Annotated in this window: 16 protein-coding genes, 1 pseudogene and 1 riboswitch; of the genes and pseudogenes, 11 read left to right on the top strand and 6 right to left on the bottom strand. The window is 49.8% G+C overall.

The features are described from left to right. The first annotated feature begins 1 nt into the window (after nucleotide 1). Genes C2M24_RS08490 through C2M24_RS08450 form a run of 9 tightly spaced genes read left to right on the top strand, consistent with a single transcriptional unit; the run spans nucleotide 2 to nucleotide 8,989 of the window. Nucleotides 2–2,263 (top strand): hypothetical protein, encoded by a 2,262-nt coding sequence (locus tag C2M24_RS08490; protein ID WP_105214178.1) that lies wholly within the window; start codon nucleotides 2–4, stop codon nucleotides 2,261–2,263. After that, nucleotides 2,250–3,500, top strand: coding sequence for an NAD(P)/FAD-dependent oxidoreductase (locus tag C2M24_RS08485; RefSeq protein ID WP_105214176.1), 1,251 nt, complete (start codon nucleotides 2,250–2,252; stop codon nucleotides 3,498–3,500). Before C2M24_RS08490 ends, C2M24_RS08485 begins: the two co-directional genes overlap by 14 nt. Beyond that, nucleotides 3,500–4,069 carry a DUF3261 domain-containing protein gene (locus C2M24_RS08480; RefSeq protein ID WP_105201461.1) on the top strand — a complete coding sequence of 190 codons (570 nt, stop codon included), beginning with the start codon at nucleotides 3,500–3,502 and terminating at the stop codon, nucleotides 4,067–4,069. The genes C2M24_RS08485 and C2M24_RS08480 overlap by 1 nt, the downstream gene beginning before the upstream one ends. Next, nucleotides 4,066–5,286 carry a beta-ketoacyl-ACP synthase gene (locus C2M24_RS08475; RefSeq protein ID WP_105214174.1) on the top strand — a complete coding sequence of 407 codons (1,221 nt, stop codon included), beginning with the start codon at nucleotides 4,066–4,068 and terminating at the stop codon, nucleotides 5,284–5,286. Before C2M24_RS08480 ends, C2M24_RS08475 begins: the two co-directional genes overlap by 4 nt. After that, complete coding sequence (locus tag C2M24_RS08470) at nucleotides 5,279–5,734, top strand: ApeP family dehydratase (RefSeq protein WP_105214172.1); 456 nt, start codon at nucleotides 5,279–5,281, stop codon at nucleotides 5,732–5,734. Before C2M24_RS08475 ends, C2M24_RS08470 begins: the two co-directional genes overlap by 8 nt. Then, on the top strand, nucleotides 5,731–6,456 hold the full coding sequence (gene fabG, locus C2M24_RS08465) for a 3-oxoacyl-ACP reductase FabG (protein WP_105214170.1): 726 nt from the start codon (nucleotides 5,731–5,733) through the stop codon (nucleotides 6,454–6,456). Before C2M24_RS08470 ends, fabG begins: the two co-directional genes overlap by 4 nt. Further along, entirely contained in the window at nucleotides 6,456–7,673 is a 1,218-nt protein-coding gene (locus C2M24_RS08460; RefSeq protein WP_105214168.1) for a beta-ketoacyl-ACP synthase, read from the top strand. The genes fabG and C2M24_RS08460 overlap by 1 nt, the downstream gene beginning before the upstream one ends. A gap of 3 nt (nucleotides 7,674–7,676) precedes the next feature. Beyond that, complete coding sequence (locus tag C2M24_RS08455) at nucleotides 7,677–8,558, top strand: MipA/OmpV family protein (protein WP_105214166.1); 882 nt, start codon at nucleotides 7,677–7,679, stop codon at nucleotides 8,556–8,558. A gap of 2 nt (nucleotides 8,559–8,560) precedes the next feature. Then, nucleotides 8,561–8,989 carry an excinuclease ABC subunit A gene (locus tag C2M24_RS08450; protein ID WP_105201455.1) on the top strand — a complete coding sequence of 143 codons (429 nt, stop codon included), beginning with the start codon at nucleotides 8,561–8,563 and terminating at the stop codon, nucleotides 8,987–8,989. A gap of 171 nt (nucleotides 8,990–9,160) precedes the next feature. Here C2M24_RS08450 and C2M24_RS08445 read toward each other — a convergent pair whose 3' ends face one another. The 4 genes and pseudogenes from C2M24_RS08445 to C2M24_RS08425 form a co-directional block, all read right to left on the bottom strand. Next, on the bottom strand, nucleotides 9,161–10,540 hold the full coding sequence (locus tag C2M24_RS08445) for a DUF2254 domain-containing protein (protein WP_105214164.1): 1,380 nt from the start codon (nucleotides 10,538–10,540) through the stop codon (nucleotides 9,161–9,163). 34 nt (nucleotides 10,541–10,574) lie between these two features. Beyond that, nucleotides 10,575–11,524 (bottom strand): annotated as a pseudogene (locus C2M24_RS08435) (Solitary outer membrane autotransporter beta-barrel domain). An 80-nt stretch (nucleotides 11,525–11,604) separates the two neighbouring features. Further along, on the bottom strand, nucleotides 11,605–13,203 hold the full coding sequence (locus C2M24_RS08430) for an AbgT family transporter (RefSeq protein ID WP_105214158.1): 1,599 nt from the start codon (nucleotides 13,201–13,203) through the stop codon (nucleotides 11,605–11,607). A 134-nt stretch (nucleotides 13,204–13,337) separates the two neighbouring features. After that, the gene (locus C2M24_RS08425; protein ID WP_105214156.1) at nucleotides 13,338–13,595 is read right to left on the bottom strand and encodes a DUF3081 domain-containing protein; all 258 of its coding nucleotides are present in this window, start codon (nucleotides 13,593–13,595) and stop codon (nucleotides 13,338–13,340) included. A gap of 77 nt (nucleotides 13,596–13,672) precedes the next feature. On the opposite strand from C2M24_RS08425, the gene C2M24_RS08420 reads away from it, so the two are divergent. Both C2M24_RS08420 and C2M24_RS08415 read left to right on the top strand, forming a co-directional pair. Next, nucleotides 13,673–14,638: a ribonuclease Z gene (locus C2M24_RS08420; protein WP_199775699.1), complete on the top strand. Its 966-nt coding sequence runs from the start codon at nucleotides 13,673–13,675 to the stop codon at nucleotides 14,636–14,638. A 545-nt stretch (nucleotides 14,639–15,183) separates the two neighbouring features. Then, a riboswitch (cyclic di-GMP riboswitch) is annotated at nucleotides 15,184–15,270 on the top strand. An 88-nt stretch (nucleotides 15,271–15,358) separates the two neighbouring features. Beyond that, nucleotides 15,359–18,454 (top strand): NEW3 domain-containing protein, encoded by a 3,096-nt coding sequence (locus C2M24_RS08415; RefSeq protein ID WP_233999525.1) that lies wholly within the window; start codon nucleotides 15,359–15,361, stop codon nucleotides 18,452–18,454. 76 nt (nucleotides 18,455–18,530) lie between these two features. Here C2M24_RS08415 and C2M24_RS08410 read toward each other — a convergent pair whose 3' ends face one another. Continuing rightward, nucleotides 18,531–21,263, bottom strand: coding sequence for a hypothetical protein (locus C2M24_RS08410; RefSeq protein ID WP_105214150.1), 2,733 nt, complete (start codon nucleotides 21,261–21,263; stop codon nucleotides 18,531–18,533). A gap of 618 nt (nucleotides 21,264–21,881) precedes the next feature. Then, nucleotides 21,882–22,691 carry a DsbA family protein gene (locus C2M24_RS08405; RefSeq protein WP_105214148.1) on the bottom strand — a complete coding sequence of 270 codons (810 nt, stop codon included), beginning with the start codon at nucleotides 22,689–22,691 and terminating at the stop codon, nucleotides 21,882–21,884. Nucleotides 22,692–22,715 lie beyond the last annotated feature (24 nt).

Here is a 22,715-nt window from a genome sequence, read left to right as displayed (position 1 = left end):
TATGAAACATTGGGTTAGCCGTGCCTTGGTCCTGACTTTTATGCCTCTGCTGCTGGTAGCAGGCATCGCCTTGCTGTGGCAGCTCAAACCCATTGCCATTAAAAGCGATATGCTGGCCTTGTTGACACCCGTTTCAAATGAGCAAAGCCCAGGCAAGCAGGCTCAAGACTTTTATCGAGCCCAGCAACAGCTGCTTGGTGAGCAGCAACAGCGTCTGGTTTTTTCGCTGCAAGGTGCAAACAGTGAGCAAGCTTATCTAGAGTTGGCTCAGGGTTTGGCGCACGCTGGCCTTAAGGTGCAAGAGCAGCAGCCGCAGTTAACGCAAATTATCGACTTTTATGCGCCTTATCGCGGCGCTCTGATGAGCCTTGAATATGCTCAGGCCATTGCCGACCCCGCGCAATTTAATCACTACTTTCAGCGCCAGTTGGCGCAAACTGCCTCGCCCTGGTTAAGCCAGAGCCTGAGCCGGGATACGTCCTTGGCCACCTACAGCTTTGTCAGTGCCCTCAGTGGCGAGCAAGCCCTGACTCTGGTGGATGGTAAATTACAAGGTCGGGATGAGCAGGGTGAGCCGGTGTGGATTTTGCTGGCGCAAACGCATGAAAGTGTAAGCAGCATCAGTGCCACAGAGCGTACCGCCGCGGCCATAGATGAGCTTTTAGACCAGTTACAACTAAGCTATCCCCGGGTGCAAGTGCGTCATTCCGGTTTACTGTTTCATAATGCCGAAAATGCCACTCAGGCAAAATGGGAAATGAACCGCTTTGGTATTGCCAGCGTTGTCTTGTTGTCTCTTTTTGTATTCTTGTCCTTGCGCGGTGCCTGGCCCTTGTGGGTGAGTATGCTGACGGTGAGTACCGCCATACTCAGTGGTCTTTTGGCGCTGTTATTACTGCGCCAGGAGATCCATCTACTGACCCTAGTCTTTGCCACCACCTTGATTGGGGTCGCCATAGACTATGCGTTTCATGCCTTAGCGGACAAAGCCGCGCAGCAAGGCCGATATTCCCGTGCCCTTAAACGTGGCCTGCTGTTGGCGCTGTGTTCAACCGCCATCGGCTATTTGTGTTTTCTTAGCGCACCCTTGGTCTTGCTGCAAGATGTAGCCATCTTTGTGGTCGCCGGCTTAGTAGGTGCCTGGGTGTTTACCCGCTTCTGTCTGGCTCCTGTGGCCATGACCTTGAGTTTTCGTGCTTCTGTAGTATCGGGTGCCGATCTTGGCCTTAAGTGGCAAAGCCAGGCTAGATGCCACAGTGGCAAGGTCTACCTGGTCCTGGCGCTGCTGTGCGTGCTACTGAGCTGGTGGCGTATGCCTGCCAGTAATGACTCCATCGCCAGCTTTAATGCCAGCAGCGCCAAGTTGATGGACACCCAAGTTAAGCATCAGATGTATTTACAAGGCTCCGAGCCGATACAGCGCTTAATCCTTAAGGGCGAGGATGTGCAGCAGCTGCTGAGGCGCGAAGAGCAAATTAGCGCCTGGTTGGAAGAGCAAGGTGCTCGGGCACAAGGCCTTAGCCGTGCCTTGCCCAGTCTGACTCGTCAGCAGGAGAATGCAGCGGCCTATAATAAGGCGGTGGCAAGCGGCGTATTTACGCCATTGCAAGCCTTTAGCGGCCAAGCCATTGCACCGACGAGCGCAGCGCTATTGGATTATGATGCCTTTGTCAGCGGCCCCCTGAATGAAGCCTTTAGCGATGTGGTGCACCTTGATGGCGCTGTCTATTCCCTGCTCAATGTCAGCTCCGTCAGTGCAGCACAATTACAGATCCTAGGTACCCATTACGATTATGTGGCGATTGTCGATGTGCCGGGGCAGCTCAGTGCCATGTTGGCGCATTTTCATCGTGGAATTCACCTTGCCTTATTATTGGCGGCAGTGGCCATTATATTGATTTTCGTATTTAGCTTTGGCTGGCGTCATGGCCTTAAAATGGCGGCTTGGTTGGCTTTGGCCACGGCGCTGATCGTCAGTGTGATTGCCCAGTTCAGCGCCATATCCGTGTTTCATACCCTGGGGCTTATTCTGGTGTTGGCACTGGCAGTGGATTACTTTATTTTTTATCGTCAGGGCGGCCACAGTGCCCATACCCTGGTGGCAATTAGCCTGTCGGCACTGTCGTCGCTGGCGGTCTTTGCCATGCTGATTTTTTCCAAAACGCCTGCGATAAGCCAATTTGGTGGTGCCGTATTACTGGGGCTGCTGGTGGTTTACTTTTTGGCACCTTTAAGTATCGAGAATAATAATGACAAACAATGATTGTACAGTGGATGTAGTAGTGATAGGTGCGGGCCCATCAGGCGCCCTGGCCAGTGCCTTGTTACAGCAATTGGGTTGGCAGGTAAAGGTCTTGGAAGGGCAGCATTTTCCGCGATTTTCCATAGGTGAGAGCCTGTTACCTCAGTGTATGCACTTTCTCGCCGAGGCCGGCATGGACAAGGTGGTGGACGAGCATGCCGAAACTCAGGCATTTCAGTTTAAAAATGGCGCCGCCTTTCACTACCGTGGTACAGACACCCAAATCGACTTTACCGATAAATTTAGCCCGGGTCGCGGCACCACTTATCAGGTAAAGCGTGCTAATTTCGACAAGCTGCTTGCCGATGCCGCCGCCGCCAAGGGCGTGGATATCTGTTACGGCCATAGAGTGCAGACGATCACCGAGCAAGAGGATGGCATGCTGTTGACGGTAACTCAAGGCGAGGAGCAATACCAGCTGCATAGCCGCTTTGTCCTTGATGCCAGTGGTTTTGGTCGGGTGTTGCCGCGTTTATTGGATTTGGATAAGCCCTCAAGCTTACCATCGCGCAGCGCCTATTTTTGCCATGTTAAAGACGGCATCAAGGCCAGTCGCTTTGACCGCAATAAGATTTTGATCAGTGTGCATCCCGAGCACAGAGATATCTGGTATTGGTTGATCCCTTTTGCCGATGGCACCGCAAGTTTGGGGGTGGTGGGTGAGCCTCATCATTTTGATACCTCTATTAGCAATGAGGACAATCTCTGGGCCAAGGTGAAGGCTGAGCCAAATCTGGCCGACCTGCTGGCTGATGCGCAAGCCGTTAACCCGGTGCAAACCCTGGGCGGCTATTCCGCCGATGTATCTAGCCTGTATGGCAAACATTATGCGCTACTGGGCAATGCCGGCGAGTTTTTAGACCCGGTATTTTCATCCGGGGTGACCATAGCGCTAAAATCCGCCTCCCTAGTGGCCCCGGTGGTCGATGCGCATTTGCGCGGTGAGCAGGCGGACTTTGAAGGCCAGTTTTCTACCCCGCTTAAACGCGGAGTTGAGTGCTTTAAAACCTTTGTTAATGCCTGGTATGACACCCGCTTTCAGGACGTGATTTTCTATCCCGAGCAAAGCGATGAAGTGCGCCGTATGATCAGTGCCATCCTCGCCGGTTATGCCTGGGATGCGAACAACCCTTATGTAGTGCAAAGCGAGCGCCGATTAGATGTGTTGGCGCAATTGTGCCAAATGGAGCCCTGTTAATGCGCTGCTTATGTCTGCTGCTACTTTTAGTGCTTAGCGGTTGCGCCAGTTACAGCCCCGTAGAGCCGGAGGTAAAGGATAAAGCCGTGATGTTCAGTGCCGAGGTTGGCTTAGCACTGAGCGCGCCGCCTTCTGAGCTGCTTAACAGTCAGTGGCAAAAGCGTATGTTTGTTACCAAGGCACAAACTCAGCAGGCTCTGCTGAGTCAATTGGCCATCAATGGCGAAGGCGAGCTGCGTTTAGCCTTGATGAGCGCTGCCGGTTTACCCGTTTTTACCTTGAGCTACAACGCCGAGCAAGGCGTGGCGGCCCAGCGCTTTATTGCCGCCGAGGATTTGGATCCAAGTTATATCCTGGCCGATATTCAACTGGTACATTGGCCTGTGGCCCAATTAAATAAACATTTAAAAGGGGCGCACTTGATTGAATATCGCCAAGGCGGCGAACTTATCCGCGAGCTGCGCCAAAATGATACCAGCTTGCTGGATATACGTTATGGCGGCGAGGTGATCATATTGAACAATAAAATTCATCACTACGAGATCCGCTTTGAAGAGGTGAAGCCATGAGGGCATGGTTAAATGATTTAGGCATAGTAAGCGCCTTGGGCACGGATAAGGCGCAGCATTTACAGGCGCTATCCAACCAGGAGTTAGCCGGCGGTGCTATCACTCCGCTAACTCAGGGCTGTGGTTTACATTACGGTGACCAAACGGATCAGCAAGACCCTTATGTGGGCCTGGTGCAGGCAATTCCTTTAACTGCCAAGCAGCGCAATAACCGCCTTATAGACCTTGCGTTGCAGCAATTGGCACCGACGCTGGCGCGCATGCGCGAGCGCTATAGTCCGGCGCGCATTGCCGTGGTTGTCGGTACCAGCACCGCCGATATTTACGACGGTGAGCGGGCCCGCAAGCATAAAGCACAGACCGGCAACTGGCCCGAGGATTACCATTATGATCAGCAGGCTCTTGACGCACCCGCCGCCTATATCAAGGAAAAGCTAGGTTTAGAAGGTATTGCCTACAGTATTTCCACGGCCTGCAGCTCCAGCGCCAAGGCTTTAAGCAGTGCCAAGGGTTTATTGGCCGCCGGTTTAGCCGATGCGGTGATCTGCGGAGGCGCCGACAGCTTGTGTCAGCTTACTATTAATGGCTTTAGTGCCCTGGCGTCGACCAGCAGCGGCCTGTGCCAGCCTTTTGGTGGTGAACGTGATGGCATTAATATAGGTGAGGGAGCAGCGCTCTTTGTAATGAGCCGCGAGCGCGATTTGGGCGAGAGTTCTTGTGCCCTACTAGGTAGCGGTGCTAGCTCGGATGCGCACCATATGTCAGCGCCCGAGCCTAGCGGCAGCGGTGCTCTTGCGGCCATGTGTCAGGCTTTGGCACAAGCCAAGCTAAGCCCAGCCGAGATAGATTATGTTAATGCCCATGGCACGGCGACGCCGAAAAATGATGAAATGGAAGCCAAGGCCATCGCCGAGTTGTTTACCGACGCTGTGCCTGTAAGCTCGACCAAGCACTTAACCGGGCACACCTTGGGCGCTGCCGGCGCCATAGAAGCGGGCTTGTGCTGGCTGCTTATCGAACAACAGCGTTTAGGGGCGCAGGCACCGCCATCGGTAACACCTTTGCCTTGGCACAGTGGTTATGCGCTGGACGCCGATTTGGCGCCCATTCAAGTATTACAACAACCAATAATGAAAATTCCAACAATCTGTATGAGTAATTCTTTTGCCTTTGGTGGCAATAATGCCAGTTTAATTATCGGAGCAGTCGATGCGTGAGATAAGCATGACGGAACTTATCGCTCATCGCCCGCCCATGGTGTTGATCGACTCTCTCGTTGCGTTTGACGACGACAGTGCCCATTGTCAGGTGCGCATCCGCGAAAATAGCCCCTTTTATGATGCCCAGATGGGTGCGGTGCCAAGTTATATCGGCAGCGAATATATGGCGCAGGCCATTGCTGCCTATGCCGGCGCCCATGACCTGGATCAGAGTCGGGAAATTAAAATTGGTTTTCTTCTCGGCAGTCGTAAAATTCGCTGTCATAAACCGCGCTTTGACAAGGGCATCTTGCTGGATATTCTGGTCGAAAAGGTGATCCAGGACGAGTCCGGCTTAAGTGTATTTGCTTGTCGTATTGAAGATCAGGGTGATTGTTTGGTCGAAGCCAAAATTAATGTTTTCCAACCCGCCGATCCAATGAAATTTATTAAGGAAAATCAATGAACAGACGTATTTTAGTGACCGGCTCTAGCCGTGGGATCGGTAAGGCCGTGGCGCTGCAATTGGCAGAGCAAGGTTTTGATATTACGCTGCATTGCCGCTCGCAGGTGGCCTTGGCCGAGCAGGTAGCCGAGCAAATTAGCGCCTTAGGTCGAGCGGTTAATATTCTTGTTTTTGATGTCACCGACCGAGCCCTGGCCAAGCAAGAGCTGGAAGCGGATATCGCTGCCAACGGCGCCTATTATGGCGTGGTGTGTAATGCAGGCGTTACCCGAGACACCGCCTTTCCGGCGATGACAGACGAGGAATGGGATACTGTGATAAGCACAGGCCTTGATGGATTTTATAATGTCGTGCGCCCTGTGGTTATGCCCATGGTCAGTGCCCGCAAGGGGGGGCGAATTATTACTTTGGCTTCCGTGTCGGGTATCGCCGGAAACCGTGGCCAAGTAAACTACAGTGCCGCCAAGGCCGGTATTATAGGTGCTACAAAGGCGTTATCGCTGGAGCTGGCCAAGCGTAAAATCACGGTAAACTGTGTGGCGCCAGGTTTGATTGAAACCGAGATGACCGCCGAGCTAGATACCAAGATGCTGCTTGAACATGTGCCGATGCGACGCATGGGCAGTGTCGATGAAGTGGCTGCAACCGTGGCCTTCTTGGCCTCGGATCAGGCGGGTTACATTACCCGTCAGGTTATTTCCGTCAATGGTGGATTAGTATAATGAAACGTGTGGTGATTACGGGCATGTCCTGTATTACGGCCTTGGGTGATGATTGGTCGAGCTTCCGTACAGCCCTTGAGCGTGGCGAAAATGCCGTGCAAACCATGGGGCAGTGGGATGATATCAGCGATCTCAATACCAAGTTGGCGGCGCCTGTCACCCATTTTGAGCGCCCAAGCCATTATAAACGCAAAATGGTGCGTTCCATGGGCCGTGTGGCCCTAATGGCCACAGTGGCCACCGAACGTGCCTTGCAACAGGCCGAGCTGCTGGGGCATCCGGCGTTGACCAATGGTGATACCGGTATTGCCTATGGCTCATCTACCGGCTCAACACCACCGCTCATTGCCTTTGCCGATATGATGAAGTCGGGGCAGATGAGTGGCGTGACTGCCACCAGCTATATTCAGATGATGGCGCACACGGCGCCGGTGAATATCGGTGTATTTTTCGGTCTTAAGGGCCGGGTGATCACCACCAGCTCCGCTTGTACCTCGGGCTCTCAGGGCATAGGCTATGCCTACGAAGCCATCAAGTACGGCCGCCAAAAGCTGATGGTGGCCGGGGGTGCCGAAGAGCTGTGCGTTACCGAGGCGGCGGTGTTCGACACCCTGTACGCCACCAGTTGCAACAACGATAACCCTAAGGTAACGCCGCGTCCTTTCGACAGTAAACGGGACGGTTTGGTTATAGGCGAGGGGGCCGGGACTCTGATCTTAGAAGAATATGAGCACGCCAAGGCGCGCGGTGCCACCATATTGGCGGAAATCGTCGGCTTTGGCTGTAATTCTGACGGTCAGCATGTCACCCAGCCCACCAGTGAGACCATGCAGGTGGCCATTGAAATGGCGCTGCAAGACGCCGAGCTTAGTGCCGATCAGATAGGTTATGTTAACGCTCATGGCACCTCCACGGATCGTGGTGATATCGCCGAATCTCATGCCACCTTTAATGCCCTGGGCGCCAAGCCCATCAGCTCGTTAAAGAGCTACCTCGGCCATACCTTGGGAGCCTGTGGCGCCATTGAAGCCTGGGCCAGTATCGAGATGATGCGTGATGGCTGGTTTGCGCCCACCATCAACCTAGACTCGGTGGACGAGCAATGTGCGCCGCTTGATTACTTAACACAAGGCACAGAACTAGATTGTGATTACGTGATGAGTAATAACTTTGCCTTCGGCGGTATTAATACCTCTTTGATCTTTAAGCGAGTTTAAGCCATGCGCAAGGGATTGATGGTATATGTGCTGCTTTTGCTATGTTCATTGACCCCCGCGTTTGCCGCGGGGGTCAATGAGGACAGTGTTCAAAACGTCGAAGACAAGGCAGGGAAAGACGCAATTAAAAGCAGCCGTGAGCTGGAATTGGGCGTGGGAATTTTTACCACCTCCTTACCTCATTATCTCGGCTCGAGTGAGCATAACAAGTATACCGTGCCCTTGCCCTATGTGCGTTATCGCAGTGAACGCATGAGTGTCGACCGCAACAGCGCTGTGGGCTATTTGTGGCAAAGTGATAACTGGCACCTGGATGTGTCAGCGACCGCCAGTTTGGCGGTGGACAGCAAGGACAATCAAGCCCGCTCGGGTATGGACGACTTGGATTGGGTATTTGAATTAGGTCCAGCCTTGGATTATTATTTTGCCGGACAGCCACGTAGTGATAACTACCTGAAAAGCGGTTTGTTTGTGCGTAAGGCGTTGGCTACTGATTTCACCTCCATTGATGATATCGGCTTTCGTATGGGCCCTTATATGCAATGGCAGCAATTACTTTGGCAAGAGGCTGAGCAAACGGTGAGCATCACCGCCCGCGGTGCAGTTAACTATGCCAGCAGCCAGTATGTTGATTATTTTTACGGCGTAGGTGAGCACCAAAGCACGGTGCAGCGCCAAGCATATAAGCCGCAATCCGGTTACAGCGGCAGCGAGTTGTCCGTGGGTGTCAATTACGACAGCAAGCGCTGGTGGCTCGGTGGTTTTGTAAAGTATTACCGCATTAAGGATGCGGTGTGGCGCGACAGCCCCTTGGTTGAGCGACATCATAATCTTGCCTTTGGCATCGGCCTGGCATGGAAGTTTTATAACGTAGAGGGAAATTAACGATGAAAAAATCAGTATTTTTAGCACTGGGATTGGCACTAACGGCAAATACGGCCATGGCTCGTGACGATATAGGCCAATACAATATCGCCGAATTGCTGGAAACTACTAAGGCTAAAAATGCCCTGCTTGATGTGCCGCTGTATTTCGGTAATCAGGCTTATGGCGAGGTGCAGGAAACCTACGGCGAGGTGACCACTAACCAAAAGACCAATGCTTTTAATAAGTCCGACAAGGAAGCCTGTCAATGGGTGATGCTGAGCGCCTTAAAGGCCTTGCAGGAGCGCGCCAAGCGTGAGGGTATGAATGCGGTGGTGAATATCCAGTCTTATTATAAAAAGCGTGAATTTGTCAGTGAAACCGAGTTCGAATGTGGCGCCGGCTTCTTAATGGCGGGCGTTTCCCTAAAAGGCACACTGGTTAAACGCTAAGTATTGGTTAAAGGCTAAGTAATGAAGGCTGCCAGTTCCTATTCTGAACAAGGCAGCTTTTTCATTTTCCAGTTATCACACGTGCGCTCGCAACTCTTAACTGTCACGCTCGTAACTCTGATCAGCAGCCCATGCGTCTCCCCTGAAACAGCAGTCTGCCTGGGGCCAAGCTTAGTTGTGCAAGGTAACTCTGGGCTCGGCGTCTTTGTCGCTTAGGCTGAAATGAATATCGTCGCCACGCTTGTTGGCGACCTCATTCATACGGGTAAGCATGCGATTAATGCGCTCGCGCTCATAGGGGTTGTCAATACAGTGCTCGGCGTCATAAACCGTGGCCTGCACATAACGATACAGTGCCTGGGTATATTCTCGGTTGTGCTCACAAACAAACAGAATATTCTTTAACGCCTCAATCAGGTTGACCAGTACCGTGGTGTCATTACAGCCATAGTGGCGGATGGGGTCGAAATTCTCTTCCAGCAGGGATGCCAGACTGGGCTCATAAAACCAGAGCAAAGGCGACTGTTGCTGTTCGGTATTGAGTAGGGTGTAGTTATGATCCGCCACATGCAGGCGGGCAATGGTCAGTATGCTAAGCATGTCTATGGCCTTGACCGCTGTGCCTGGGTCGTTAATGCCTGGGCTGAGCGCCTTAATGGCAATTTCGGCAATTTGCCGCAGACCATAACTGTAATGATCCCCTATGTATTCCTCGATATAAAATACGCTGCATTTATGAATTTGCTCGCAGAGCTCTTCATCGGCGCTAATATCTCTGTCCAGCGCCAGATAGGGAAAGCCTTCAACACAGAAAAACCCCGGCTCCACCTCGGTCACCATACGCAGCTCATGTTGTGCTAACAGTTTACACAGTTGCTGGGTATGCACACCCTTAAAGTAGCCGGCGCGAGGGCTTTTGAGTCGATACCAATCACAATAATTCGGCACCGCGGCGGCAATTCTCGGGTCTTGGTAGGCGATCAGGTTTTGCAGTTGCTTATTGGTTTGCGCAAACAGGGTATTCAGTACGCTGTCGACCTGGATGGAGCGTGAAATGGAATGGATAAAGAATACAAAGAGCACCAGATTGTAAATACCTATGGCCAAAGCGAAAAAAGTGCCTAAAGCCGGAGTTTGCAAGGTCTCCCCCTCGGTGTGGATATTCATCAGGGTAAGCAGGGTAAAGACTATGCTGCCGAGATACATGCCGAGCACATACTGGTGCGCCTTGATGGAGATAAGCCCGGGCAACACCCGTGGCGACAAGGTAGCGGCGGCATTGTTTAACACCACCATAACCATGGAAAAGCTAAACACGGTGAGCGAGATCAGGCCGCCGGCGAGGATACCGAGCAGGGTTTTGGCGGTATCAACATCGGTAACAAAGAGCACCGGCCAGGCCTGCTTTATGCGCATTACCCAGCTTTGGTATTCTATATTAGCCAGTACCATGGCGAACAACATAAAGAGGGTAATAATAATCGCCGGGTAGAAGCCAATGCTGCTGACAATGGCGCGGTATTGATCTGCTATTTTCCGGGGCGTGCGCATAAATACCTCATTATTCTATGTTATTGTCAGCGAGCTACTCGTTAAAATACAGCACAATGCTGCCCCCTTCGAGGGCGCTGCCATGATGATAGTTTAGGCCAATGCCGATATTTTCCAACCAGGAAGACCAGGTGCTGGTATCGAGTAATATACCTACCCATATTCATAAAAATGATTCGTAGCAAAGGAGCTGGCGCTGTCGCCCCCTAGGTCGACGCGATGGGCCTTAATATAGATGGCCTGAGTAAACTGGCCTATATGCGCGGTATCGAAACGCGCCTTAATGCCATTTTGATAACGCCAGCCCTCCGGCCTTATTTTACCTAAGGCCGAAGGCTCCACCAGTGTGGTGCCGTAGTAATAACTATAACTGGTTTTGTATTCATAGTAGCCCCAATGGCGAGGTAGGCGGTACATCATCTCTACATGCGGGCTGGCAACAAGGGCGTTGGCACTGATGTTAACTACGCTGCCATCGAGGGCGGGCGCCAATACCCGCCTGCTGAGCTGAGAGTTATAGTCGTAGTCGTTGTAATAACGAAAACCCTGCAGACGAGCGCCAAAACCGAACCACCATTTAGAGCTGATTGGCCGCTCAAATATCCAGTTGGCGCCAAACCCATAGATGCTTTCTTCGAAGCTATCGGCGCTCTCTTGGTTAAAAAGATTTAGGCTGTTTTTTTGGTCTATGTAGCTGCCTTGCAGATGCAACTCACTGTTATATTGACTGAATATTTCTGGGCTGGTGGTTTTGATACCAAACGGCACGTTAAACACATTGAGGTCTTGGCGTAATTCATTGCCGCTTTGCGAGTCGTCATCAAACAGTGCCGCCGGACTACTGAAATGACCATAACCCAGGCTCACTGACTCGCCATTGGTGAGCACCATGGCCGTGGCAAAGTTTTGCTCCAACAGCTTTGCTGCGCCGGCGATGCTGTAACAGGGCAGGCAAACCAGGGTTATAAGGAAGAAAATACGCACAGTTATCTTAATAACTAATTGAATAGTAACACTATAGCAGTTAACAAAAAGCCGGCAACTAAGGCCGGCTGATGATGTTATTAAGGTTGGTAATAGATTGGTGAGCCCGGGCCCACCGGCATACCCAGTACGAATACCCAAAGATAGAATAAGCACACCCAACCAACGAAGAAGATCATGCTGTACGGCAACATGGTCGCGACCAGCGTGCCTATGCCCATGTCCTTCTTGTATTTACAGGCCACTGCGAGTATCAGGCCGAAGTAACTCATCATAGGGGTGATCAGGTTGGTTACCGAGTCACCGATACGGTAGGCCGCCTGAATGGTCTCCGGCGCATAGCCAATAAGCATCAGCATGGGCACAAAAATAGGTGCGGTGACCGCCCACTGTGCCGATGAAGAGCCCAGGCTAAGGTTAACAAGCGCACACATCAGGATAAAGAACACGAACACCTCGGGGCCGGTCAGATTCAGCGCCTGTAACAGGGCTGCGCCGTTTACGGCTAATATGGTGCCAAGGTTGGTCCATTTAAAGAAGGCAACAAACTGGGCGGCGAAGAATACCAGCACAATATACATGCCCATGGAGCTCATGCTCTTGCTCATGGCATCAATGACATCGCGGTCATTCTTCATGGTGCCAACCACGCGGCCATAGACAAAGCCCGGAATGGCGAAGGTGATAAAGATAATCACCACTATGCCTTTTAAGAAGGGTGAGCCCTTAATTTCACCGGTGGCTTGATGGCGTAAGATGCCATCGTCCGGGATCACGGTAAAGGCCAGTAGTACACCCAAGGCCAGGAAGGTTAAGCCCGCCCATTTTAGGCCGCTTTTTTCGCGCTGGCTAAGGTGTTCAATTTTATTCTCGCCCAGGTCTATACTGGCTTCGCTCGGGTCGTATTTGCCCAGGCGTGGCTCGACAATTTTCTCGGTCACCCAGGTACCCAGGATAGCGATTAGGAATACGGACACGAACATAAAGTAGTAGTTGGCTTCGGCGCCGACCTGATATTCCGGGTCGATCATTTGTGCCGCTGGTGTGGTAATACCGGCCAATAATGGGTCAATAGTACCTAGTAACAGGTTAGCGCTGTAACCTCCGGATACACCGGCAAAGGCGGCGGCCAAACCGGCTAAGGGGTGACGGCCAAGGCTATGGAAAATCATCGCCGCCAGCGGAATAAGTACCACGTAGCCAAGCTCAGAAGCAGTATTAGAAAGAATGGCAGCAAACACTACCATAAAGGTAACCAGGCGTTTCGAGGCGCCCATCACCATGCCACGCATGGCCGCAGAAAGCATACCTGAGTGCTCGGCAACGCTCACGCCGAGTAGGGCAACCAGTACGGTACCTAAAGGGGCAAAGCCGGTAAAGTTGGTAACCAGGCCTTCGAAAATACGTCTGAGGCCTTCAGCGCTCATCAGGCTCACTACCTCGATAACACCATCGGGATCGCGGCCTTTGGCGCCTTCGGGGCGAGGGTCAATGGCGCTAAGTCCGGCCCAGTCGGCGATGCCGCTGATCACCACTATGGCAACACAGAAAAGTGCAAATAATGTAATGGGGTGTGGAAGCAGGTTACCGAGAAACTCGACGGTCGCTAGAAAGCGATTAAACCAGCCTTTTTGTTGTTCTTGTTGTTCCGGTACGGCGGAGGATACAGCCTTGGTCATACCTTTATTATCCCTTGGTGTCACAAATTCGGACAAAGATACCATTAATGGCCCTTGGGATCATGGTGTTTCGGCAAACTCGCGCCTATAAGCGGTGAATAGCGGGGAAAATCAGCATGACGAATAACGTTAGCTTAAGGCTCTTTACCTATGCTCAGGAGCTTGTTCATAAAGTCAGATTTGTTCTTCTCACTTTGATAATCAAGGTGATAGGTGTTATGAAAGCCAAAGCGTAAAAGTACGCCGCTGCCTTGCAGGTACAAGGTATAGCCATCAACATCAGAATAGGCGTACAGGCCTTGGTAAAACTTGCCTTGCTCGGTTTGTTCACCATGTTGTTGAATGCGCTCATAGGCACGGAGCAGGGTTTTACTGTCGATTTCATTTTTCATAAGCTAGATCCTTGCGAGAAGGGACAAGTTATAATCTTTGGGTATGTGGCGTACAGCACAAAAATAGGAGTAAACAGGTGCAAGTTCAAGTATTGGGAAGCAGCTCAGGAACACCGACCAAAAGCCGAAATGTGTCCGGTTATGCGGTGTTTCGTGACGATCAAAAGCCCTGGTATCTCATCGATTGTGGCGAGGCAACTCAGCATCAGATATTAAAAACCAAGCTGGCGCTATATCACCTTGAGGCTGTGTTTATCACTCATAAGCATGGCGATCATTGCTATGGCTTACCGGGTTTAATTGCCTCGGCAGGTTTATCGGGACGTACCCAGACACTGCGCGTAGTGGCACCGTCAGAGGTGCTGGAGTTTGTCCGTGCCGCCATGGCAATGAGCGAATGGACCTTGCCCTTTAATCTTGAGCTTGTAGATTTTGAGGAACTGAGTGGGCAAACCTTTAGTTGGGTTAAGGTGCAACACTGCCCGCTGCAACACAGGGTGCCAAGCCAGGGTTTTAAATTTATCGAAACCCAAATTCCGCGAAAACTGGATATTGAACGCCTGAGGGCAGAGCAAATAGCCAGCGGCCCCCATTACAACCTTCTGCAACGTGGTGAGGATGTGAGCTATAACGGCGTCCTATTGCGCGCTGATGACTATACCTATTTCGCCTGGCAACCCAGGGTGCTTGTTATCTGTGGTGACAATGAGACGCCCAGTTGTTTAGACCCAGTAATTGCCGGTGTGCATTTGCTGGTTCATGAAGCTACCTTTCTCGCTGCAGACTTACAAAAGGTGGGTACGCACACAGGGCATAGTGATGTGCAGCGTGTCAGCGCCTATGCACAAGAACACAAACTGCCAGCCTTACTGCTTACCCACTTCAGTGCGCGTTATGCTCCGGGAGAGGGCATGAAGCCACTGATCTTTGAGGCCAAGGCCGAATATTCAGGTCGGCTTTATTTGGCCACCGATGGCATGATAGTCGCCGTGGATAAAAACACTGAGGTGAGAGTGGTGCAAGCAGGGTTCAGTAAGGAATAATAGGCTGTATTCTTAAGGGGTAAGGTGTGGTCAAACTATCTGCATTTTTAATGCATGGAGCAGGTGGTCATTTACGCTTCTACTGATTCAAAAAAGCCTTGCCCCATTAGGCAGTTAGCAGAGTTTTTAGGGGTCTTATAATCGTTATGCTGTAACTGCTTAAAAAGTGTGCGATAAGGGTGGCAAACCAAGCAAATACAGTTGGTTATAGCGCATTGATTTTCACTTTTATGTCGGCTCTGTGGTGTACTTAGATAATGATGGATGGTTATTGCTGTACCTATATTTAGCGCAAAATCTAGCTAAATCCGCTGTTCAGTTGGCATTAATTGATATTTTTATCTAAAAAGAGCTGTTTCTCCGCATTTTTATCCTGAACGCCTTGTTCAGTTACAATTTTGTTCGTTTCTTGTCCATTGATTTATAAAAAGTTTCAAAAATAGCTCAAAAAAAGATCAGTTTTATCATTGAGAATCCTTAAATCACCTTGTTAGAATGCGCCTTCGCTTGGGCCCCAATGGTCCATGAAGTAAGATTCGAAAGCACTCTCGAAACGGCAAACATTAGGAAACTAATGTACGCAAAATCACAGGCCCTAACTGTTTAAGGCAGTGGGCAGCTGGATTACCGAAAGAGGCGCGTTGATAGAGCTCGGTTATTGACTTGGTCATAAAACTGGGAGCTTTCGAAGTGATGTACAAACTTTGAGAGGTTCTAGTAGTGACTATAACGAAAGGCGTCGTAACGCCTAATAAACTTTCTTCTTCTGTTTTAAAAGCCTGTGGCCTCGGACTTTTGGCAACTACTTTGGGCTTTACCTCAATGAACTTGTACGCTGCAAATGGTAACGGCGTGCAAAGTGCGATGCAGCATGACCATCAAGGCCGTGGTCATGGCCAAATGTTCAAACAAAATAAAGCTGACATTCAAGCTAAGAAAAACCAATTAGAACAACAAACCCTTGAGCTTGCCGCTACTATGGGTGAGCTGCGCCGTGCTAACAAGGGCGCCAATAACAGTGGTAAAGATAAATTTTCTCCTGCCTTTGAGCAACAACTAGAAGAATTAGTGATTGCCCGCCAGGCCAGCCAATACGCCTTACTACAACTTGATGCCAATGCCGCTGTGCGCACCGTGATGCCAAACGCCAAGCGTGCCGGCATGCCCGCTCATATCGAAGCCAAACTAGCCCAACAAGCGGAGCTGGTGGGTCAGCTGGAATTGGTATATGAAGATTCTGAAGATCTCAGCAAGAACCGTCTGCGTCATTTCCTAATTACAGATCAAGGCCGGGTAGAAATGCACTTGCCTGCCAATGCGCGTTCGCAGAAGCTGCAAAGCGGTACTAAGGTTAAAGCCAAGGGCTGGCTGTTTAATGGAGAGGATATAGACAAAATCACTGCGATTGCGCTTGATGAACAGCCTGAAACTTTGATGTTGAGTGAAGATATGGGCGCTACTAGCGTAACGTCTTCCTTTTCTACTACCGCAAGCAGGTTACCGAATACTGTTGGCGAGCAGCATACTCTTGTGTTGCTTGTTAACTTTCAGGACAATCCTCAACAGCCCTGGACTCAGGATGAGGTCAGGCAAAAAATATTCGGTACAGTGAATGACTATTATAAAGAAGTGTCCTACGGAAAAACGTCGTTAGCCGGAGATGTGAAGGGCTACTATACGTTACCAATTGCTCAAACCTGCGATTATTTTGATATGGAAACTTATATCAAGGATGCTGCTGCAGCAGACGGTGTCAATACCGCGGATTATGACAGAATCATTTACCTTTACCCTAAGGTGCAGTGCGGCTGGAGCGGTATGGGAACCGTGGGGGGCTTGCCTTCACGTGCATGGATTAACGGCAATCTGACTTTAAATACTATCGGCCATGAGTTTGGACACAATTTAGGTCTGCATCATGCAAAAGCGATCGATTGTGGAGAAAATGTGCTTGGCGAAAGTTGTGTTGTCGATACCTATGGCGATTTCCTAGATATTATGGGTAATAAAACCAATGGCCATTTGAATGCATTTAACAAGGAACGACTCGGTTGGTTAAGCGCGGAATCTGGCGAAATAGTCGTGGCTGGCTCTAATAACAGCTACCAGCTTACTCCTCTAGAGACCCATACATTAGGCACAACGAAAGCCTTGAAAATTAGGCGTGGCACAGACTCCACAACAGGAGCATCCATGTGGTTCTACCTGGAATACCGCCAGCCAATAGGGTTCGATTTTTTTATCGAGGGCAATAAAGGGATCACCGATGGCGCCATTGTCCATACAGCTACGGACGGTGACCCTAGATCTGGCCAACAGTTGGATATGACTCCTGACAGTGTTCCTAATGATCTATATGATGCAGCTCTGCCAATCGGCACCAGCTATACCGATCCTGAATTTGGCATCACGTTTAGTGCTGATTCGATTGATGCGGCGGGTTTGAATATCAATGTCGGCTCTGTAGCAGCCACCTGTGTATCGAGCGCCCCCGGTGTATCTATAGCTAACCAATCTGAGTGGGGAGCACCTGGTTCAACGGTCAGCTATTCTGCTACTGTAACTAATAATGACAATCTAGAGTGTAATACCAGCCAATTTGACGTAGCGGCTCAGGTACCAGCGGGTTGGAGCGCGACCAGCGATAAAGTAAGTTTAGCCCCAGGTGCCAGTGCGACAGTCACTTTGAATGTGACATCAAGCTCAAATGCCGAGGATGGTTTCTACGATATCAATATCAATGCCGCGAATAGCGAGGATAGCCAGTATAGCGCTAGCACAATGGTTAGCTATGTTGTGGAAGCGCCAGTGGCTGCCTGTGTATCGGCAAATCCACAATGGACCTTGCAAAACACCAGCTCAACTCAGGTAGCGGCGGGCACAACGGTGACTTATCAAGGCACAATAACCAATAAGGATACGGATAGCTGCGCGGCTTCGACCTTTGATGTAAAGGCAAGCCTGCCTGCAGGCTGGAAAGCAACTAGCCCAAGTGCAACTCTGGCGCCGGGTCAATCACAAACCCTAAGTGTCAGCGTTACCTCGGCGGCGGATGCCAATGCCGGTGTGTATGACTTTAGCCTGGTTGCACTAAACCGTAATAACGGTGGCTATCAAAGCTCTGCCAGCGCCACTTATGAGGTAGCGGCGCCGGTAGCCAGTTGTAAATTAGCGGCACCGAAACTGAGTGTGGCCGATGCGCTTGGCAGCGAAGTTGATGCCGGCACAGTGCAGCGCTATAGCGTAGAAATCACTAACCAGAATCAGGACTGCGGCGATGCCACCTATAACTTGAGCATCGCCACACCAAGCGGTTGGAGTGCCAGTAATAATACTGTGACCTTGGCCAGCGGCGCGACCACAACGGTCAGTGTCAGTGTAATGTCAGCGACCAGCGCCAATGCGGGCAGCTATAACCTGACGTTAACGGCCAAGGATGTTGCCAATACTGCCTATAGCAGCACCAGTACCTTGGTTTACCGCGTGGCACAGCCGCAAAACAATGCCCCGGTAGCCAACAGTGACTCAGCAACGCTGACGTCAAAAACGGCCATTTACATCAATGTGCTTGGCAATGACAAGGATATCGACGGCGATACCTTGGTTGTTAAGAGCGCGACTCAAGGTGCCAAAGGGAGTGTGCAGGTACTGAGCGATGGCCGTATTATCTATACGCCGGCGAAAAACTTTAAAAGCAGTGACAGTTTTAGCTATACCATCAGTGATGGTCAATTGCAGTCCACTGCGACGGTAAATGTTACTCTCGCCAGCGACGGTGGCAACGGCGGTAATAAGGGTAAAGGCAATAGTAAATAGTGATATCTATTTTGTATTGAAAAATGCCAGCCACTTTACAGTGTCTGGCATTTATTTGGTAAAACTAACTTAGTTATTAGGGGAGGGCTGGTGGAGAAGCTAACTCTACTTTAACGTCTGCATTTGCACTCCTAGTTGTGCCGTCATCATCTATGACCACAACTTCTATACCACCTTTCGCCGAGTTCAGCAGCGCTTCAAAGGCAAAGAAGCCTATGCTGTCGTTAAATTCCAGTCTCACATGACAGTTATAGGTTGCACCCACGGCTATCGTTGTATCGAGTACACAATATGGGAAGTTGGTCTCGTAGGCTGTAACACTCATGCCATCATTAATAAATCTTAATACATCTCCGTCATCAGCGGTAGTGTCAACTGCAGGCATGTCAACGCCATGGACCGAAAGGGCGTTAAGCTCAATACTCTCGAACGGGCTGGTGTTTTTAATGCTGATATACGCCATGGCCGACAATCCAAATGTTGTCTCAAACTTAGGTTCAACATCATCAAAGATCACTTCTGCAGTAGGCTCATTCGATTTGACAGACTGACCATTATCCGCAACAGCCGTTACATAAGCCGTGTTTAGCAGGCTGGGATCAGCTGGTGTTTGCCCGGTAACATCCGCCACAATAGTACAGACGTAGGGGGTGCCGTATTCCACTACTGTGGTGAAGTCACAATAATCGACTCGTTGGCTTGCTGATTCAGTCGCTCTGGGGCTATTGAACAGGACATCATCCACTAGCGCGGTCAGGGTCAGATCCTCTTCTGTGATGTCATTGGCATTAGTGACCGTAAAGCGATACACCACAGTGCCGCCAGGCTCATTTACATTGGCCGTTTGTTTGAATTCGGTGGAATCCAATGCCGGTGTTGGAGTGTTGACATCGCCACTCACTGCAACATCTTTTTCCAAAGTGATCATGGGCGCTGCGTGAGTAACGGATGCCGAGTCATTATTACTAGCTTCGCGCGTCTCGTTATCCATACCGGTTACGTATACCTTATTGGTATAGGTATCTCCTTCATCAAAGTCCCAATCGGGATCCGGTTCCTCTAAGTCGACAAGCGTCACCACATACCGGCAGGTGAATGAATAGTAAACAGTTTCTCCATCTATTACCTCACTTGCTGGTATTGCAGCATCATCCGCAGCACTACAGTGATTATAACCATCAGGAGCAGTTGAATCCGATAATAAGTTTATTTTGTCTGTGTCTAATTCTGGGTCAACTCCCTCAGGGGTGCCGTTGTCATCCCAAAGGCTGGTAATGTCTAGGTCATCAATGAGACTGGTATTGGTAATTTTAAGCTCGTAGGTGATGTTACCTGCATCGTCTACGAAATAAGGACCAGTTCCGGCGGGCACTCGTCTCAAGCCAGGGCCAGCTACAGGCGTTTTGGTGATAGTAACGGTTGGATCCACATTTTCAATTGTTACCTTAACCACAGCAGAGCAGTTATCACCAGCTTCAAGTGGGGCATCAAATGGATTACATGTGTCATCACCTACATCTGTGCCTCGGCCTTCACTGTCGGTGGCGCTAAAGCGGATAAAGTCTTCATATTCCTCGTTCCAAGGATCATTGTCCCGCAAATCTTCATCATCTATTTTAACTTTGAAAGTACAAGAAAGAGTTGGGCTGGTATTTGTCAGAGTTACAGGTAGCTCTAATTTCCAGCAGGCATCGTCGGCGTTGTAACTATTCTCGCCGCCCAATAAGGTCACATTGCCTTGGGTGTGATCGGAAGTGGTACCATCTAAGTCAAAGGTATAAGGCCCTGAGTTTGGAGATGCGGTGGTAGACTTATAAATATCCTCAATATTTGTGATAGCAACATCGGCTCCAGTTGGCATCATGTTCTCATCTTTTGCCTTTTCTATTTTAACCGTGTATACAAAGGTACCACCAGGTTCATCAGCCTCCGTTGGGGTCCTTGTTTTGGTTACTGTTGGGGGATCGGGCTCAATGAACACATCAATATTAAAGTTGTCACATTTACATTTGGACTTGGTATTGGGTACCTGGCCACCCGTAATTGTGGGTGTTTCTGGGCTGGCAAGATCATCATCCACGGTACAATTATTACGCTCTTGGTTGTCCCAGGCAGCACAATAATTGAAATCCAACTGGTTATCATCACCCCCCTCACAGGCTATGGTAAATTCGGCCTCCATAAGGGTGTACTCATCGGCTATAAGCTCTGATTTATTGATATCACCGCAGTTGTCACCATCCAATTGGTGTGCATAATTTACCATAAAATTGCCTTCCTCGTCAGCCGCGTACGGAACTGGAACCAGCTTGGTACAATAGTCGTTACCATCATTACTGATCTCCGAATACACAACATCAGGATTAATTATATTATCGTTCTCATCCCTAGCTTGTAGTGGTACATAAAAGGTGGTGTCCCAGCGCTCTGCTGCGTTTGCTCTGACAGTCACGTTGGCGATCAACTGAACCTCACTGCCTGCAGTACAGGTTAATGTTTCACCATCCTCTAACTGATCTTTATAGATTACCGTGTCTTCATCTAACCTAATTCCAATAGGAACGACGTTTGTGATTTCCACATCATTGGCGGTACAGTTCAATGTTTCACCATTGATGTTTTTCAATCCGGCACCACCTGCATTAAAGTAGGCATCCGCCATACAGTAATCGCCATTGTTGGCCGGCACAGGCCAAATTGGGTGTTCGGACGCATGTGCGGGTGTGGTGCTAATGCCATATAGGCTAGCGGTGCTTATCAGGGCGACACCCAGGGCTCTGACAAGCTGCTTACAGTTAAATCGTTTCATAATCATGACCTCAGTCAATCGTTAATATTGATAAAACGTATGTAAGTGCGGCACTTTTAACTGCGGAATAAGGCTGGATTTCTAAAAAGTGTCCACTTTGCTTTTTACTACTTGTTTCGGCGTTTTTGCCGTGTCTAGCTACTGTCTATGGCGGCCCATATTTAAGTGGTGTCCATAGCGCAGAATCCTATCTAGTAGCGATATAGAGCATGCTTTGTGCCAGTGTGTTATCTAATTGTTTTAAAAGGATTTTTAATTTACTTACGGGGGCTTTTCCGGGGTGGGTGTTGCACAGGTGTAACACTTTGCTTAAAAAATCATCTGACAAAGTCTCTCGAAATTAAATTAATATTATAAATATCAATATGTTATTTTTAATTTGTCGTTGTTCAACAGCGGGTGAACAGATTCGAACACCTTTTTCGCAAAGCGTGAGACTCGATAGCAGTAGGTTGATATCTACAATTAGGCCTGTGTAGCAAGGCCTCGGCATAAAGAAAGAGAATAAAATACAAAGGGCTTACGCAGGCGTGATGTGATTATTTTCAGGTAAGGCAGAGTAAAGCAAAAATAGCGCGACCTTGGCCTGGGTTGGCGGGTCGCACTATCTGGGATGGATTATTCGCCGGACTGCTCGGCAGGGGCGCTAGCCAGTTCGTTCAGTACCGCGGCAAAGGTTTCATAACTTTGGGCACCGACCAGCAAGGTTGGGTTAACTAGATGACCGTCTTCAACCCTGCCTACCAAAAAGCTGGGCGTACCGCGAATACCCAAAGATGAGCCATAACTTATGTCCAGCTCTACCTTGGCCAGTACCGTTTCATCCTCAAGGCATTTCGCAAACTTATCCATATCCAGCTCAAGTTTCTCGGCGCTGCTTTGGTATAACTCGTCGCCCAGTTGACGCATATTGTTAAACAGCTGTTCGCGCATGGGCCAATAGGCTCCTTGTTGCAAGCTGCAGTTGGCGGCTACCGCCGCGCCTTTTGCTTGTTTGTGGAAACCCAGTGGGAAGTCGCGAGCAATATACTTTACCTTGCCGCTGTCAATAAAGTTGGTTTTAAGCTTGCTGAAGGTGGTGTCTACATATCGTTTGCAATAAGGGCATTGGTAGTCAGAAAATTCGACAATGGCGAGGTCGGCACTCGCATCACCGAGTTTTGCTAATGCCTCATCGCCAGCAAAGTTTTCTTGTGTTGTTAGAGTCTTGTGTTTCGGCTGTTGTGAGGCGGTGGCGATATTGTGAATTTCTTTGACCTGAGTGCCTATGGTCGCGAGTTGTTTTTTTAGCTCACTCACATCTTGTTTTAGTGCACTTAGTTCCTGTTCAAGCTTACTCTCTTTGGTGTTTTGTGCCTCAGCATCACAGCCATTGAGTAAGAATAAGGCAATTATTAAAACTATATACTTGGGTATAAATGTTGACATTGTGTGGTCCTCTGGATTGCAACT

The sequence above is a fragment of the Pseudoalteromonas sp. T1lg22 genome (genome assembly GCF_002964645.1).
Taxonomy (GTDB): domain Bacteria; phylum Pseudomonadota; class Gammaproteobacteria; order Enterobacterales; family Alteromonadaceae; genus Pseudoalteromonas.
This window is presented reverse-complemented; position numbering and strand designations above follow the sequence as displayed.

What these genes read in the sequence shown, in the direction of transcription:
- C2M24_RS08490 (WP_105214178.1), top strand. Translation starts at nt 2, where the DNA reads ATGAAACATTGGGTTAGCCGTGCCTTGGTCCTGACTTTTATGCCTCTG.
- C2M24_RS08485 (WP_105214176.1), top strand. Translation starts at nt 2,250, where the DNA reads ATGACAAACAATGATTGTACAGTGGATGTAGTAGTGATAGGTGCGGGC.
- C2M24_RS08480 (WP_105201461.1), top strand. Translation starts at nt 3,500, where the DNA reads ATGCGCTGCTTATGTCTGCTGCTACTTTTAGTGCTTAGCGGTTGCGCC.
- C2M24_RS08475 (WP_105214174.1), top strand. Translation starts at nt 4,066, where the DNA reads ATGAGGGCATGGTTAAATGATTTAGGCATAGTAAGCGCCTTGGGCACG.
- C2M24_RS08470 (WP_105214172.1), top strand. Translation starts at nt 5,279, where the DNA reads ATGCGTGAGATAAGCATGACGGAACTTATCGCTCATCGCCCGCCCATG.
- fabG (WP_105214170.1), top strand. Translation starts at nt 5,731, where the DNA reads ATGAACAGACGTATTTTAGTGACCGGCTCTAGCCGTGGGATCGGTAAG.
- C2M24_RS08460 (WP_105214168.1), top strand. Translation starts at nt 6,456, where the DNA reads ATGAAACGTGTGGTGATTACGGGCATGTCCTGTATTACGGCCTTGGGT.
- C2M24_RS08455 (WP_105214166.1), top strand. Translation starts at nt 7,677, where the DNA reads ATGCGCAAGGGATTGATGGTATATGTGCTGCTTTTGCTATGTTCATTG.
- C2M24_RS08450 (WP_105201455.1), top strand. Translation starts at nt 8,561, where the DNA reads ATGAAAAAATCAGTATTTTTAGCACTGGGATTGGCACTAACGGCAAAT.
- C2M24_RS08445 (WP_105214164.1), bottom strand. Translation starts at nt 10,540, where the DNA reads ATGCGCACGCCCCGGAAAATAGCAGATCAATACCGCGCCATTGTCAGC.
- C2M24_RS08430 (WP_105214158.1), bottom strand. Translation starts at nt 13,203, where the DNA reads ATGACCAAGGCTGTATCCTCCGCCGTACCGGAACAACAAGAACAACAA.
- C2M24_RS08425 (WP_105214156.1), bottom strand. Translation starts at nt 13,595, where the DNA reads ATGAAAAATGAAATCGACAGTAAAACCCTGCTCCGTGCCTATGAGCGC.
- C2M24_RS08410 (WP_105214150.1), bottom strand. Translation starts at nt 21,263, where the DNA reads ATGAAACGATTTAACTGTAAGCAGCTTGTCAGAGCCCTGGGTGTCGCC.
- C2M24_RS08405 (WP_105214148.1), bottom strand. Translation starts at nt 22,691, where the DNA reads ATGTCAACATTTATACCCAAGTATATAGTTTTAATAATTGCCTTATTC.